Here is a 15,041-nt window from a genome sequence, read left to right as displayed (position 1 = left end):
GGTTACTCCTTTGTATTGCCGTGGCTGTGAACGGGAGGTGAGACGAAGCGGCGGACCTCTGCTGCGACGGTGTCCGGCTCTTCGAGGTGAAGCAGGTGCCCGGCACCCGGCAGTTCTCGGTACCGCGCTACAGGGAGCATGCGGGCGATCGCGCGACCGTTCGCAGGCGGCAGCACCCGGTCCGCGCCGCCGTGGATCACCAGCGTCGGGACGGAGAGTTCCGCCGTCCGAGCCCCCGTTTGCAGGAACCGTTCGCACGCCTGGTACTGCTCGCGCCAGATCTCTCTCGACGTCGGGTAGGTCAGACGAGCCTGAATGACGGCCTCGTACTCGTCGGGGTGCGACTGTGGCCACCCATCTCTGAACGACAGCGGCATCGTACGCCGGGCATACTGCTCGGGTGTCTGGTCGGCCGCGTCCAGCCAGACCTTGAGAGTCTGGGCGGGAACGGGCACAGCCCTCGGGCCACCAGGGCTCGTGCCGAGCAGTACGAGTTGTGTGACGAGGTCCGGCCGTGAAAGGGCGAGCAGCTGTGCGATGTACCCACCCATCGAGTAACCCACCACGATGGACGGACGACCCAGCGCTTCGATCGCCAAGGCTGCATCCTGGGCGAGCAGCTCGATCGAAAAGTCCTCCCGGCCACGGGTGGAGCGGCCGGTACCGCGGTTATCGAGAGACCACAGTGCGAGTTCGTCGTCGAAGGCTAGTCGCAACTGTTGGGCGGCCCACGACGCATAGCCGAGACCATGGAGGAGCAGCACGGCCCGGCCGGTCCGTGACCCCTCGAGGTGCAACACGGCATCGTCAGGCGTGCGAACGCGGATCTGTGTCAGCTCACGCACGCTCATCGCGGGAACTCGATCAGCTGTCGGATGGCGTGCCCACTGGCGAGCTCGTCCATTGCGTGGTTGACGTCGTCGAGACCGATGCGGGCCGAGATCAGCTGCTGCAGCGGCAGCCGCCCGTCGCGCCACAGCTGCTCGAAGCGCGGGATGTCCCGTGAAGGCACCGCGGAGCCGAGGTAGCTGCCGACGATCTCTCTCGCTTCCGCGACCAGCGCGAGCGGAGAGATCGCAGCTCGGGCATCGCTCGCAGGCAGGCCCACGGAGACCGTGCGCCCTCCGATCGCCGTGATCGACACTGCCGTCTCGAAGGCCGCCGCGGACCCGGCCGCCTCGATCACTGCGTCGGCCTTCACCGAACCGACGGCTTCTGTGGGGTCGAAGACCTCGTCCGCTCCGAGCTCGGACGCTTTGAGGCGCTTCTCGTGGACCGGGTCGACGCCGATCACTCGGACGTCCGGGATACAGCGTGCCACGAGCAGCGCGGCCATTCCCACGCCGCCCAGGCCCACGACGGCAACCGTCTGCCCGGCCTCGGGTCGAGCGGCGTTCAACACCGCACCGCCGCCGGTCAGCACGGCACACCCCAGCAATGCGGCGATGTCGGGCGGTACGTCGTCACCGACAGGGACGAGCGATCGGCGATCGACTACCGCGTGCGTTGCGAAGCCGGACACTCCGAGGTGATGTGCGACCTCACGGCCATCGAGTGAGATCCTCCGGGCGCCTGAAAGAAGGCTGCCGGCACCGTTCGTGGCTGAGCCACGCTCGCAGGGCAGTCGTCCCTCCGTGGCACAGGCACGGCACTCGCCGCACCTCGGAAGGAACGCCATGACGACACGGCGTCCGATCAGATCATTTCCTTCATCATCTCCCGAGGCCAGAACCCGCCCAGCCGCCTCATGCCCGAGCAGCATCGGGAGTGGCCGGGGGCGACTGCCGTTGACTACTGAAAGGTCCGAATGGCAGACGCCCGCCGCCTCGATCTGCACGAGCACTTCACAGGGACCCGGACGGTCGAGCTCGAGCTCTTCCACCACGATCGGCATCGATTCCCTATAGGGTGCTGTGCTGGACGATGTGGTCAACACCGCTCCACGTATCCTCATTGACTTCCGCCTCCTTGCGCTGAAATGAGTCTGCACGGACCGCGACACCTGCGGAATGTAGATCGCAACCACCTATTCGTGGATTTATGTGCACCGACCACACTGCGGGAACGGAAGAAAGGCATCAGTCTGGCTCAGGACGCGAGCTCTGCATCGCGTCTGTGCGCCGCTTCGGCGGCGGCGGGCAGAGTTCGCCCGTAGACATCGACAGAACGGATGCCGTGAGCTGCGGCGTCCGTGAGACGACAAGGGAGTCCCCGTGACCACGACGATCACCGAAACCCGTGAGTCCGAGCTGCTGGCGTCCGTGCCCGACGGGCTGTTCATCGGCGGGCAGTGGCGCGCGGCCTCCGGCGACAGGACGCTGAAGGTCTACGACCCCGCCAGCGGCGAGGTCGTGAAGGAGATCGCCAACGCGTCGCCCGAGGACGGCAAGGCCGCGCTCGATGCGGCGGTCGAGGCGTTCCCCGGGTGGGCGGCGACGCCGGCGCGCGAGCGGGCTGAGATCCTGCGTCGTGCGTTCGATCTGCTGCAGGAGCGCAAGGAGGACTTCGCGCTGCTGATGACGATCGAGATGGGCAAGCCGTTGGCGGAGGCGCGCGGCGAGGTCGCGTATGGCGGTGAGTTCCTGCGCTGGTTCAGCGAGGAGACGGCGCGGGTGCAGGGCCGCTATGGCGCGAACCCCGAGGGCACCGGTCGCATGATCGTGTCGCAGCATCCGGTGGGTCCGTGCTTCCTGATCACGCCGTGGAACTTCCCGCTGGCGATGGCGACCCGCAAGATCGCGCCGGCGCTCGCCGCCGGCTGCACCGTGGTGATCAAGCCCGCGGCGCTCACGCCGCTGACGACCCTGTACTTCGCAAGGTTGCTCGAGGACGCGGGAGTGCCCGCGGGCGTGGTGAACGTCGTCGCGACCACATCGTCCTCCGCCGTGTCGGAGCCGATCATCCGCGATCCGCGGCTGCGCAAGCTGTCGTTCACCGGGTCCACCCCTGTCGGGGTGAGCCTGCTGAAGCAAGCGGCGGCCGGCGTGCTGCGCACGTCGATGGAGCTCGGCGGCAACGCGCCGTTCGTGGTTTTCGACGACGCCGATCTCGACAAGGCGGTGGACGGCGCGATGCTTGCGAAGTTCCGCAACATCGGCCAGGCGTGCACGGCCGCGAACCGGTTCATCGTGCACCGCTCGGTCGCCGACGAGTTCGCGCGGCGCGTGACCGAGCGGGTGAATGGCTTCACGGTCGGCCGTGGCACTGAGGAGGGCGTGACCATCGGCCCGCTGATCGATGACCGTGCGGTCGCCAAGGCGTCGCAGCTGGTGCAGGATGCCGTCTCGCGCGGTGCGAAGGTCGCCACCGGCGGCAACGAGATCGACGGGCCGGGGACGTTCTACGAGCCGACCGTCGTCACCGACGTGCAGCCGGGGTCCGACATCCTCCGCGAGGAGATCTTCGGACCGGTGCTCGCCATCATCCCGTTCGACACCGAGGACGACGCCGTGCGCCTCGCGAACGACACCGAGTACGGTCTCGTCTCGTACGTCTTCACCGAGAGCCTCGCCCGCGGGCAGCGCATGATCGAGCGCCTCGAGACCGGCATGATGGGCCTGAACATGGGCGTCGTCTCCAACGCCGCCGCGCCGTTCGGCGGCTGGAAGATGTCGGGCCTGGGCCGCGAGGGTGGCGCCGAGGGCATCCACGAGTACCTGCAGACGAAGTACACCCTCACACCCAACCCGTTCTGACGCGATATCCGTGCCAAGAACTCCGTGCGGGACATGCCGGGGCCGCTCGATTCGCGGTCGCCGCTGACAGCGCCAGAAGAAGGCCCCGCGGGCCGGCACGGGGTCGCCGTGCCGGCCCGCGGGCCGTTGCCGAGCAGATCTCCGCGGTTAGCTGCCGCCGCCCGACATCGGGGCAAGCTTGTTCGACTCCGCGATCACGCTGCGCCAGGCGAATTCGTTGTTGTCGCTGAAAACGTAGTAGCTCGAGCCGTTCGGCATGAGTGCGACCGTGATCCCGCCGAAACCGGACATGAACGGCACCGAGAACGATGATGTGAATGACGGGTTGTCTGCGCTGCTGAAGTCCTGGGCCCAGAACCCGTTGTTGTAGTGGAACGGGATCGCACCGCTGGTCGTGACGCCACGATCCTCGGGGTCTTCCTGCAACGTCGCGCTGAGAAGCCCAGGGTGGAGGACTTGGTTGCCACCCGCGGCGCCGCCGTCGACGGTGAGGAGTGTTGCGACCTTGGCGATGTCGTCCTGCGTCCAGAACATGCCGTAGCCACCCCAGGGAGCCCCGGCCGGATCGTTGCCGGTGCGCAGCGTGGTGAGCGAGTCGGGCCCCACCTTCGCCGGCTTCAGCACCTCGTCGCGCAGCATCGCGAAGATCTCAGCGCTGGCCCCGGCGCGGTCCTTCAGCACGTCATCCATCGCCCGGGTCGCCAAGAAGGTATCGGACGTGTGGTACGTCCAGACGGTGCCGGGTGCCGCCTGATGGGGGAACGAAAGCGCCGCTGTCATCTTGTCGACGTACGTCTCGGCGCCAAGGAACGCGGACATCGTCGGGCCACCCTCGTCAGCCTGGTAGGCGGCCGAGGCGTAGTTGCCGGTCGCCATATCCAGCGTGTGGTCGATAGTGACGCCGTCCCAGGCCGAACCGGATGCCTCGGCGACATGATCCTTCACCAGTTCGTCGGCGACCTCGGGACCGTACTTCTGGGCGAGACGCAGGAGGGCCATTCCGCCGAATGCCGACTTCGCGGTGGAGTACGAGGGCAGCAGCATCTGCTCGCAGAAGGGGTATTCGCCTTGCCTGGTCGGACAACTGCCCACGTAGTTCACACCGCCGTAGACGAACCCAAGGGTGCTGAGCGCGCTCGGTGTCATCCCGCGGCCGAACGCCGACAGATCGAGGCCGGAGCGCGGGTGGTCCGTGGCGAGGGCCGAGATCGGCTTCGTCGGCAAACGGTCGGCGACCTCGGCCGCGTACGCGTTGCGGATCTCTTTCGCCCCTGCGATGCCGCCGGGTGTGTAGCTGGCGTTCACCTGCCCCCATAGGTCGAACTGGAAGTACTGGCACGTCTCGCTCGTGATCTGGTATCGAACGTTCGAGACGGTCTTGTTCTTGAAAAGGAAGGTGAGGACGCCGTTGTGCACGCAGTTCGCGTTGCGTTCGATCAGCGCGAAGGGGAGGGCAGCGCGAGTCTGGCCGCGGTCGCCCTTCTCGCTCCAGACTCGGCCGGCTCCGACCGCGAGGTTCCAGTAAGGGCTATCGGTGTACTGCACGCCCCGCACGACCGGCACGAGGTGGCTGCCGTTCTGCACCAGCTGCACCGAGAACGGCGGCAGGTGCTTGAGTGCGGCGATCGACGCGTAGCCGTACGGGTCCTTGACTGTTGTGAAGCCTCCCGAGGTGGCAACCCCGTTCAAGGTCAGGGTGCCCTCGAAGATGTGGTGCGGCCTCGCCGCCGCGGCGGGCAGCGCGAATGCATCGTTCGCGACGGTCGCCGTCGGCGCTGTGTTCGAGGCGAGCTGGTCGGCGGTGAGGGCCGAGCGGGTCACCGAACCGGAGCCAGCGAGGGGGTCACCGGGCACGGTGGCGATCGGTTTCGACGCCGGTGCCGCGGTGGCGGTCGACGCCGGTGCGGCGCCGAGAGCGGTGAGCGCGGCTGCCGCGAGGGCACCGCACAGCAAGAGCGAGAGGGAACGACGCACGGAATCTCCTTTGACCCGTTGAGATGGGTGAACGCCAGTGTGAACGTCCCCGCGACGATCGGTCCACGACCCGTTCGGTCCCTCCGCGATGCTCGGCAGGTATTGCCGGGCGCGGCCTACGCCCGGTCAGCTCACCGCACCGTCAACTCCGAACTTGATCGTCTGCGGGTAGAGCTCGGCGTTGAACGCGCTCAGTTCGTCCAGGCAGGCGGCGATGTGCGCGCTCGCGTAGTGCAGCTCGTCCCACACACCGAACAGGGTGATGATCAGCTCTCCACCCGGAGTCGAGATGGGCACGGCGACGAGGTCGTAGTGCGGATCGTCGGAGAGCACGCAAATGCCGCGACCTGCCGCGGCGAGTGCCTGGGCCAACACTGGGGAGGTGGTCTCGACGGACGCCGTGAACGCGAGTCCGGCTCGCGCGGCGGCTGAGTCCAACATCTGACGCACCCCGTGTGCGCGGCTCATCACGATGAGCGGTTCCTTGACGAGCTCGGCGATGGGGACGGTCGGGCGGCTCGCGAACGGATGCCACGCCGGCATCTGTGCCCAAAGATAGGCATGCCCGAGCACCATCGAACGCAGCTCGGCGGGCGGGATGCGGGTACCGACGGCGAAGTCGGCATCACCGTGCTCGATAGCGCTGTAGACGTGCTCAGGCATCACCTCGATCGCATTGCCGATGATCCCCTCGGCGCCGGCATGCACGATGAATGGAGAGATCACGTCGGCCACGGTGGTCGGCGCGGCCACCACCGTGAGATCCGACACCGTCCCGCGCGCGATCGAGCGGGCGGTGGCGGTCGCCTGGGTCGCGCGCCTGAGGAGATCCTCGGCGACCGGGAGGAACGCCCGGCCGGCGGCGGTCAGCGAGAGCCCGCGAGCCGAGCGATCGAAGAGAGCGAAGCCGAGATCCTGCTCGAGGCGCCGGATCTGCCGGCTCAGCGATGGCTGGGCGACGTGGACAACGGCGGCCGCGCCGTGCAGGGTGCCCGTCGCGCAGACGGCGAGGAAATAGCGCAGTAGACGAAGATCCATTGATGCCTCCGGGGTATCGGACTGACCGAAACTAAGTATTGGCGTGTTATCGCTTGACGTCCATAGACTGGCCCAACTTCGTCGCTGAAGATCCCGATGGCGGCGATCCCACAGCAGGAGGCAGACATGGCAGTCACCCGAGCGCGAGCACCTCGCGCACTCTCAGTTCTCGCCGTCGGCGCCGTCGGCGCACTCGGCCTCGCCGGCTGCACCGCCGGCGGCGCGGACGGCGACGCATCGAGCGCCTCCGTGCTCAGCGTGGCCGCGTCGGCGGCGGTCACCACGTGGGATCCGGTGCGCTCCTTCTCGACCGAGGCGCTCTACCTCGGCAACGTCTACGAGCCTCTTCTGTGGAAGAACGCTGAGGGCGCCGACGAGGAGTTCACGCCGGGCATCGCCGAGTCCTGGGAGACAAGCGCGGATGGTCTCACCTGGACGTTCACGATCCGCGAAGGCGCCACGTTCCATGACGGCGAGCCCGTCGACGCAGAAGCCGTCAAGGCGAGCATCGAAGCCGCGCAGGACCACTCCGGGGCATCCTTCATCTGGGCACCCCTCGAGTCCATCGAAGCGCCCGATGACACGACCGTGGTCATGCGCCTGGCCTACTCGGCGCCGATGGACCTCGTCGCCGCCTCCACCTACGGCGCCTGGATCGTCTCGCCGAAGGCGCTCGAGGCATCCGCCGACGACGAGCAGTACTTCGAGGCGGGCATCGACGCCGGCACCGGGCCCTACACCGTCAAGTCGTACACCCCCGGCGAGAAGGTCGTGCTCGAAGCCTACGACGACTACTGGAATGACGAGGCGGCACCGACCTACGACATCGTCGACATCGCGATCACGCCCGACGCGGTCACCGCACAGCAGATGCTGACCTCGGGCGAGGTCGACCTCGCGACCAACCTGCCTTTCGAGAACGTCGACACGGTCGCGTCAGATCTCGGCACCGAAGTGACGACAGCGAACTCGCCGTTCAACTTCCTCGCGTTCTTCAACACCACCCGGCCGCCCCTCGATGACCCGAAGGTGCGTCAGGCGCTCAGCTACGCCGTGCCCTACGAGGACATCATCGAGGTCGGCGGCGCCGGATACGGCACACAGGCGCACGGTCCGGTGCCGAAGGGCATCTTCCCTTACTCCGAGGACGTGCCGCAGTACAGCCAGGACCTCGACAAGGCCGAGGCGCTGCTCGCCGAGGCCGGCCATGCCGACGGGATCAACCTCACTCTCACGTACGCCTCCGAGAATCCGGCCGAGGCGCGATTCGTGCCGCTCATCAAGGACGCGTTCGCCAAGATCGGCGTGACCCTCGATGTGCGCGCCGAACTGTTCAACCAGCAGTGGGAGAACGCGAAGGCCGACCCGGCCACCGCGCAGGACATCTTCGTCGTCTACTACTGGCCGACCTACAGCGATGCCGGTGCCGACAACCTCTACTCACTGTTCCACTCGAGCGAGACGCCCTTCTTCAACCTCAGCTACTGGAACAACCCCGAATACGACGCCCTCGTCGAGGAGGCGGGCACCCTCACCGGCAGCGACCGCGAAGCGGCCCAGGCCAAGTACGAGGAGGCGATGGACTTGCTCGTCGACCAGGCGCCGGGTGTCTTCCTCTACGACGCGCAGGCGGTTAGCGTCGTGCCGAAGGGGCTCGAAGTGGCGGATTTCAACGAGAACTACCCGTTCACGACATTCTTCGCTCCCATCCGCCCGGCCAGCTGACCGTCTGCCGCACCCGCTCAGGTCGGGTGGTCCGCACAGCGGGCCACCCGACGCCCCCTCCGATCCAGGAGTTACCCATGTTGCGTTTCCTCGCCAGTCGGCTCGGAACCGCGGTGATCGTGCTGTTCGTGCTCACTCTCGTCGTGTTCGTCCTCTCACGCGTCATCCCCGCAGACCCGGCCGTCGTCTACGCCGGGCCGAAGGCGCCGCCCGAGGAGCTCGCCCGCATCCGCGAAAAGCTCGGCTTCGACCAGCCGCTCATCCTGCAGTACCTCGGCTACCTCGGCGGGCTCGTCACCGGCGATTGGGGCAACTCACTTGCCACGAAGCGCCCCGTGCTCGACGAACTCGCCACCCGACTGCCGGCCACCCTCGAGCTGATCTTCGCAGCCATGCTGATCGCGGTCATCTTCGGCATCATCCTCGGTGTCGTCGCCGCCAAACGGCCGGGCAAGGCGCTGGACGGGCTGATCCGATTCCTCGCCATCGGCGGCGTCTCGATGCCGGCGTTCTGGCTCGGACTCCTCCTGCAGGTGCTCTTCGTCGGCCAGCTGAAGCTGCTGCCTGCAACGGGACAGTTCAGTACCGAGGTCGAGTACGTCGCGCCGATCACCACCGTCACCGGATTCCCGCTCTTCGACAGCTTCATCACCGGCAACTGGGTCGCATACAGCGATGGCCTTGCCCACTTAGTGCTGCCCGCGATCACCCTCGCCGCCTACCCGCTGGGTCTCATCGCCCGCATGACCCGGGCCTCCATGCTCGAGGTGCTCGGCCAGGACTACGTCTTCACCGCAAACGCCTACGGACTGCGCGACGGCCTCATCCGGTGGAAGATCGCGCTGAAGAACGCGCTGCCGCCGACGATGACGATCATCGGGCTCGCCGCCGCCTACACGCTCACCGGTACCTTCTTCGTCGAAGTCGTCTTCAACTGGCCCGGCATCGGCCAATTCGCCGCCGGGGCGATGCTCGCCGTCGACTATCCGGCCATCATGGCGATCACCCTCCTCGGCGCCGCCGGCTACCTCATCGCCAACCTCGTCGTGGACCTCGTGCAGGCCCGGCTCGACCCGAGAGTGACGCTGTCGTGACCGCCACCACCGCACTTCCCGCTTTCGTCCCGATCGGCACCCGCCCACTGGGCCGCATCGGCCGCGTGCTCCGCAAAGACCGGCTCGCCGCGCTCGGCCTCGCCCTCATCGTCCTGGTCGTCATCCTTGCGATCTTCGGTCCGTGGATCTCGCCATTCCCCGCGCAGGGCTACGGCGCGACGAGCGTCCCCGATCGGATGCTGCCGCCCAGCACGGTGCACTGGTTCGGTACCGACCAGCTCGGCCGCGACATCCTCAGCCGGGTCATCATCGGCGCCCGCCCCGCCCTCACGGTCTCCCTGCTGGTCGTGGCGATCGCCGCGCTCGTAGGCATCCCGCTCGGTGCCATCGCCGGCTACCGCGGCGGCTGGCTCGATCAGGTGCTGATGCGCGTGACCGAGATCTTCCAAGCGTTCCCCCCCTTGCTCCTCGCGATGGTGACCGTCGCCATCCTCGGCCCCAGCCTCTTGAATGCCGGTCTCGCGCTCGCCATCTGCTGGTGGCCCTGGTACGCGAGGCTCGTCCGCGCCGAGGCTCGCGCACTGCGCGACCGTCCGTTCGTCGAGGCGGCCCGCGCGATCGGCGTCCCGGCCTGGCGGATCCTGCCGCGGCACATCCTGCGAAACTGCCTCACCCCGGTGCTCGTCCAGGCGACGGTCGACATCGGCAGCGTCGTCTTGGCCGCCGGTTCCCTGGCCTTCATCGGCCTCGGCGCGCAGCCGCCATCGCCCGACTGGGGCCTCATGGTCGCCGAGGGGCGCGGGCAGATCTTCACCGCGTGGTGGATCTCCACCTTCCCGGGCCTGGCCATCTTCGTGACCGTCCTCGGCTTCAACCTGCTCGGCGACGCGCTGCGCGACTTCTTCGACCCCCGGCAGGTGAAGCGATGACTACGACTGACCTCCTCCGCATCGACGATCTCGAAGTCGCGTTCGAGGAGCGCGGCGCGCTCACGAACCGCCCCGTCCGCGGCATCACCCTCTCCGTCGCCCCCCGCGAGGTCGTCGGCATCGTCGGCGAGACCGGTTGCGGCAAGAGCCTCACCGGGCTGGCCGTGCTCGGCCTGCTGCCCAAGGGCGCGGTGCCGAGCGGCCGCGTCCTGCTCGACGGGATCGAGCAGCCCTTCGACGGTCGCGGATCGGCGCGGGGGGATGCCATCTCGATCGTGTTCCAGAACCCGGGAACGGCATTCAATCCGGTCTTCACGCTCGGCCAGCAGATGCGCGACGTCGTCGACCGCCACCGTCGAGTCGACGGACGGCCGCTGCGTCGTGCGGCGGCGAAGGCGCATATCCTGCATTACCTCGAACAGGTCGGCCTGCCTGATCCCGAACGGATCTACCGCAGCTACCCACATGAGCTGTCGGGTGGGATGCTGCAACGCGCGATGATCGCGATGGCGCTGGTCTGCGAACCGAAGCTGCTGATCCTCGACGAGCCGACGACCGCACTCGACGTGACGATCGCGAAGCAGATCCTCGAGCTCATCCTGTCGCTGCGTGATCGCTTCGGATTCGGAGTGCTTCTCATCACGCACAACCTCGGCGTGGTGCGCGAGGTCTGCGACCGCATCGCTGTGCTCTACGCGGGGCGGGTCGTCGAGACCGGCCCGACCGACGTCGTGTTGCGCGCACCCGCCCACCCGTACACCCGCGGCCTGCTCGGCGCGCTGCCCGGGCGGCATCGGCCAGGCCAGCCGCTCGACGCGATCCGAGGCTCAGTGCCGGGAAACCTGCTCAACCTCACAGGCTGCTCCTTCCGCGACCGCTGTCCGATCGCCGTCGCTGCCTGCGCTGACATCGACCCCGGCCTGGAGCCCGTCTCGCCGTTGCACGAAGCGGCCTGCATCCTGGCCGCCAGCGTGGAACGGAGCCGCCCATGAGCGCCATGTTGACGGTGGAGAACATCGTGAAGGTCTATCGGGCGCACGGCAGCGAGGTGCGTGCCGTCGACGGCGTCTCCTTCGAAGTCGAGGCAGGCACCACGTTCGGTTTGGTCGGCGAGTCCGGATCCGGAAAGAGCACCGTTGCCCGCTGCGCGCTACGACTGATCGAGCCGACGTCGGGCAGTTCGAGCATCGACGGCGAGCCCATCGGCGGGCTCCGCAACCAGACGCTGCGCCGCCTTCGCGCGAGCACCGGCATGGTCTTCCAGAACCCGGTCGCCGCGTTGAACCCGCGTCTCACGATCGAGCAATCGATCGGGGAACCGTTGCGCACGCACACACCGCTACGCGGGCGCGCCCTCGCAGCGCGAACGCGCGAACTCCTCGATGAGGTCGGCCTGGCTCAGGCCCACGCGGAGCGGCTGCCCCACCAGCTCTCCGGTGGCCAGTGCCAGCGCGTCGGCATCGCCCGCGCCCTAGCGACCCGCCCGAAGATGCTCGTGCTCGACGAGCCGACCAGCGCACTCGACGTGTCGGTGCAGGCGCAGGTACTGAATCTGCTGCAGGAACTGCGCCGCGAGTACTCGCTCAGCTACCTGCTCATCTCCCACGACCTCGACGTCGTGCGCTACATGAGCGACGCAGCCGGGGTGATGCGGAAGGGCAGCCTCGTGGAGGTCGGCCCGGCGTCGGAGGTGCTTGTGAATCCCCAGCACGAGTACACGCAGCGATTGCTCGCCGCGATGCCCGAAACCCCAGGCGCCGTACCGGTTCCGCCCCCGCCCCGCATCCGGGGCAAGGAAGCGCGGGGCGGCCCACCCGGGACTCCGATCGAGACATCGCGCATTAACCCGTCACTCAACGAGAACAGGATCCCGTCGTGACCTCTTTGCTGCCCCCGCACATCACCCGCGGCGCGCACCCATCACGCGTCCCCGGCGGTTCAGCCGCCGAGCCGACCCTCGAGAACTGGCAGGATGCGCCGCACAACCGCTGGGCGTTCGGGCACGTCGCGGAGTTTGTGCCGACGGCGCCGATCGCGCATCGGCCCGCCGAGGATTCCGCCCGCCCGGTGCTCGGGCTCGGAAGGCTGGCCGCGCTGCCCCGACTGGTCGAGCGGCTCGAACAGAGCTACACCGACGCCCTCGTCGTCGTGCGCGACGGCGCGATCGCGGCCGAGTACTATCGCGACGGCGTCGATCCCGACGGCGTGCACCTGCTGATGAGCGTCTCCAAGTCGATCTGCGGGCTGACGGTCGGCACCCTGGTCGACGACGGGCTCCTCGACCCCGAGCTTCGCGTCGACCACTACATCTCGGAACTCGCCGGCAGCGCGTATGGCGACGCGACCGTGCAGCAGGTCCTCGACATGACCGTCGACGTCGACTACGACGAGGATTACCGCAACCCCGCTTCGGAGGTGCAGGCGCAGGACCGGGTCGCCGGCTGGCGTCCGCGCCTGCCCGAGGATCCGCCCGACACCTACGCGTTCCTTGCGGCGCTGCGCGGCGGTGGCCGGCACGGCGAGCGGTTCAGGTACTGCTCGGCCGGCACGGACGTGCTCGCGTGGATCGTCGAGAACATCACGGGGCTGCGGTACCCCGACGCGGTCTCGCGGCGTCTGTGGTCGAAGCTCGGCTGCGAGCACGACGCCCAGATCACAGTCGATGCCCGGGGGTTCGGGTTCGCGAACGGCGGCATCTCCTGCACCGCGCGGGACCTGACCCGCGTCGGCCGACTCATGCTCGATGAAGGCGTCATCGACGGCAGGCGGGTGGTCTCGGCGGAGTGGGTCCGGCGCACGATCCAAGGCGGCAACCCGCAAGCCGCCTCGGGCACCGTGTTCCAGCGGGTGCACCCGGGCGGGGCCTATTCAAACCAGTGGTGGATCACGGGCAGCCCGCGCGCCGACTACTACGCGGTCGGAATCCACGGCCAGTTCATCTGGGTCGACCCACGCACCCGGACGGTCGTAGTGAAGCTTTCGTCGTGGCCCGAGCCAGTGACGGAGGAGTGGAACCGGCTGCATGCCCGGCTGTTCCGCGATCTCTGCGACGCGATCGGCTCTTGACGTGCTGAACGACCCGACGGAGGTGCCGTGATGAGCGGAACACAAGCCGCGACACGACCCGTCCTCGAGGACGCCGGAACTCAAGCGCTGGCCGACGCACGCTGGCAACTTGACGAGGCGATCGCCTTCCATGGCTACGACGAGGGCACTCACGCCATGCTCAAGTCGAGCCGGCGCGAGCTCACCGTCAGCATCCCTCTACGGCGAGATGACGGAACCGTCGAAGTGCTCAGCGGCTACCGAATACAGCACAACATCTCACGCGGACCGGCCAAGGGCGGCCTGCGCTATAGCGCGTCAGTGAATGTCGACGAAGTGCGCGCCCTGGCGATGTGGATGACCTGGAAATGCGCCCTGCTCGACGTGCCCTACGGCGGCGCAAAAGGTGGTGTCGCCATCGACCCCCGCCTCTACTCCAGCGCTGAGCTCGAACGCGTGACGCGGCGCTACACCACCGAGATCCTCCCGATGATCGGGCCGCAGCACGACATCCCAGCGCCCGACATAGGCACTGACGAGAAAGTCATGGCATGGATGATGGATACCTACTCCGTCAGCCAGGGTCACACCGTCGCCGGTGTCGTGACGGGCAAACCTCTCAGCCTCGGCGGCTCACTCGGCCGCTCCAGCGCCACCTCGCGCGGCGTTGTCCACGTCGCCCTCGCGGCCCTCAGGTCCGTTGGACTCGATCCGGTCAGAACCACCGCGGTCGTCCAGGGATTCGGCAAGGTCGGTCGTGACGCAGCTCGGTTCTTGGACCAAGTCGGTGTCGCCGTCGTAGCCGTATCGGACCAGTACGGGGCGGTGTTCAACCAGCGTGGGATCGATGTGGAAGCACTTGGTCGACACGTCGATGCCGTAGGCACCGTCGTCGGCTTCCCCGGCGCGGAAGAGCTCGACGGCGCTGAGGCGCTCGAGCTGGAAGTCGACCTCCTCGTGCCTGCCGCCGTGGAGGGTGTCATCCACGCCGACAATGCCCACCGCGTGCAGGCCCGCATCGTCGTCGAGGGCGCGAATGGGCCCACCACGCGCGAAGCCGACCGAATTCTCGCCGATGCTGGCGTCCTCGTCGTGCCCGACATCCTCGCCAACGCGGGTGGAGTGATCGTCTCGTACTTCGAGTGGGTCCAGTCGAACCAGGCTTACCGATGGAGCCTTGATGAGGTGGAGTCCCGCCTCGCCGAGCGGATGCGGTCGGGTTGGGACGACGTCAACGGCTTCGCGTCACTACACGGTCTCACCCTGCGTGCAGCGGCCACCGCTCTCGCCGTCAAACGCGTCACCGAAGCCCATCGGCTGCGCGGCCTCTACCCCTGAGCATGGCACCCCTTCTGAAAGCATGGGGCTGCGACGAAGCAGGATGCCCCTTCTGCGGCGGACCTGAAACCGATTGACGAGTGCCACCTCGACTCCTCGCTGGTGACGGCGCGGTGGTGTGGCCGTCTGCTCGACAAGTACGAGTGCGGTCGCTGGGACCCGACGTTCGGTGTCGTCGCCGTCAACCGCGACGTCGGCCGGCGCCGAGCCTCGGCTGGATCGGTCGCGTCGCTTCGGCGAAC

General features: G+C 67.8%; 12 protein-coding genes. 8 read left to right on the top strand and 4 right to left on the bottom strand.

The genetic code is table 11. From position 1 onward, the window contains the following. Nucleotides 1–2: 2 nt before the first annotated feature. The gene (locus tag ACI3KX_RS09610; RefSeq protein ID WP_363354523.1) at nucleotides 3–851 is read right to left on the bottom strand and encodes an alpha/beta fold hydrolase; all 849 of its coding nucleotides are present in this window, start codon (nucleotides 849–851) and stop codon (nucleotides 3–5) included. Continuing rightward, nucleotides 848–1,954: a zinc-binding dehydrogenase gene (locus ACI3KX_RS09605; protein WP_363355742.1), complete on the bottom strand. Its 1,107-nt coding sequence runs from the start codon at nucleotides 1,952–1,954 to the stop codon at nucleotides 848–850. Before ACI3KX_RS09605 ends, ACI3KX_RS09610 begins: the two co-directional genes overlap by 4 nt. A gap of 271 nt (nucleotides 1,955–2,225) precedes the next feature. On the opposite strand from ACI3KX_RS09605, the gene ACI3KX_RS09600 reads away from it, so the two are divergent. Then, entirely contained in the window at nucleotides 2,226–3,695 is a 1,470-nt protein-coding gene (locus tag ACI3KX_RS09600) for an NAD-dependent succinate-semialdehyde dehydrogenase (protein WP_404909556.1), read from the top strand. 147 nt (nucleotides 3,696–3,842) lie between these two features. On the opposite strand, the gene ACI3KX_RS09595 is transcribed toward ACI3KX_RS09600, so the two are convergent. Continuing rightward, complete coding sequence (locus tag ACI3KX_RS09595; protein ID WP_404909547.1) at nucleotides 3,843–5,669, bottom strand: hypothetical protein; 1,827 nt, start codon at nucleotides 5,667–5,669, stop codon at nucleotides 3,843–3,845. A gap of 126 nt (nucleotides 5,670–5,795) precedes the next feature. Beyond that, nucleotides 5,796–6,707: a LysR family transcriptional regulator gene (locus tag ACI3KX_RS09590; RefSeq protein WP_404909546.1), complete on the bottom strand. Its 912-nt coding sequence runs from the start codon at nucleotides 6,705–6,707 to the stop codon at nucleotides 5,796–5,798. A gap of 126 nt (nucleotides 6,708–6,833) precedes the next feature. Here ACI3KX_RS09590 and ACI3KX_RS09585 point away from each other — a divergent pair, with 126 nt between their 5' ends. The 7 genes from ACI3KX_RS09585 to ACI3KX_RS09555 all read left to right on the top strand — a co-directional run bounded on the left by ACI3KX_RS09585 (nucleotide 6,834) and on the right by ACI3KX_RS09555 (nucleotide 14,799). Next, a complete protein-coding gene (locus tag ACI3KX_RS09585) occupies nucleotides 6,834–8,432 on the top strand; it encodes an ABC transporter substrate-binding protein (protein ID WP_363354517.1) in 1,599 nt (532 codons plus the stop codon). Nucleotides 8,433–8,509: 77 nt separating this feature from the next. Then, nucleotides 8,510–9,526, top strand: a complete 1,017-nt coding sequence (locus ACI3KX_RS09580; RefSeq protein ID WP_363354515.1) for an ABC transporter permease — start codon at nucleotides 8,510–8,512, stop codon at nucleotides 9,524–9,526. Continuing rightward, nucleotides 9,523–10,416, top strand: a complete 894-nt coding sequence (locus ACI3KX_RS09575; RefSeq protein ID WP_404909545.1) for an ABC transporter permease — start codon at nucleotides 9,523–9,525, stop codon at nucleotides 10,414–10,416. Before ACI3KX_RS09580 ends, ACI3KX_RS09575 begins: the two co-directional genes overlap by 4 nt. Beyond that, nucleotides 10,413–11,408, top strand: coding sequence for an ABC transporter ATP-binding protein (locus ACI3KX_RS09570; protein WP_363354511.1), 996 nt, complete (start codon nucleotides 10,413–10,415; stop codon nucleotides 11,406–11,408). Before ACI3KX_RS09575 ends, ACI3KX_RS09570 begins: the two co-directional genes overlap by 4 nt. 56 nt (nucleotides 11,409–11,464) lie before the next feature. After that, nucleotides 11,465–12,295 (top strand): ATP-binding cassette domain-containing protein, encoded by an 831-nt coding sequence (locus ACI3KX_RS09565; protein ID WP_404909544.1) that lies wholly within the window; start codon nucleotides 11,465–11,467, stop codon nucleotides 12,293–12,295. Beyond that, entirely contained in the window at nucleotides 12,292–13,482 is a 1,191-nt protein-coding gene (locus ACI3KX_RS09560; RefSeq protein ID WP_404909543.1) for a serine hydrolase domain-containing protein, read from the top strand. The genes ACI3KX_RS09565 and ACI3KX_RS09560 overlap by 4 nt, the downstream gene beginning before the upstream one ends. 30 nt (nucleotides 13,483–13,512) lie before the next feature. After that, complete coding sequence (locus ACI3KX_RS09555; protein ID WP_404909542.1) at nucleotides 13,513–14,799, top strand: Glu/Leu/Phe/Val dehydrogenase; 1,287 nt, start codon at nucleotides 13,513–13,515, stop codon at nucleotides 14,797–14,799. Nucleotides 14,800–15,041 lie beyond the last annotated feature (242 nt).

Source organism: Microbacterium sp. ZW CA_36, assembly GCF_044987475.1.
GTDB lineage: Bacteria > Actinomycetota > Actinomycetes > Actinomycetales > Microbacteriaceae > Microbacterium.
The sequence above is the reverse complement of the archived record's forward strand: the minus strand, read 5'-3'. Positions and strand labels throughout refer to the sequence as shown.

Excerpts from the sequence above, each read along its gene's own strand:
- ACI3KX_RS09610 (WP_363354523.1), bottom strand. The coding sequence starts at position 851 with ATGAGCGTGCGTGAGCTGACACAGATCCGCGTTCGCACGCCTGACGAT.
- ACI3KX_RS09605 (WP_363355742.1), bottom strand. The coding sequence starts at position 1,954 with ATGAGGATACGTGGAGCGGTGTTGACCACATCGTCCAGCACAGCACCC.
- ACI3KX_RS09590 (WP_404909546.1), bottom strand. The coding sequence starts at position 6,707 with ATGGATCTTCGTCTACTGCGCTATTTCCTCGCCGTCTGCGCGACGGGC.
- ACI3KX_RS09585 (WP_363354517.1), top strand. The coding sequence starts at position 6,834 with ATGGCAGTCACCCGAGCGCGAGCACCTCGCGCACTCTCAGTTCTCGCC.
- ACI3KX_RS09580 (WP_363354515.1), top strand. The coding sequence starts at position 8,510 with ATGTTGCGTTTCCTCGCCAGTCGGCTCGGAACCGCGGTGATCGTGCTG.
- ACI3KX_RS09570 (WP_363354511.1), top strand. The coding sequence starts at position 10,413 with ATGACTACGACTGACCTCCTCCGCATCGACGATCTCGAAGTCGCGTTC.
- ACI3KX_RS09555 (WP_404909542.1), top strand. The coding sequence starts at position 13,513 with ATGAGCGGAACACAAGCCGCGACACGACCCGTCCTCGAGGACGCCGGA.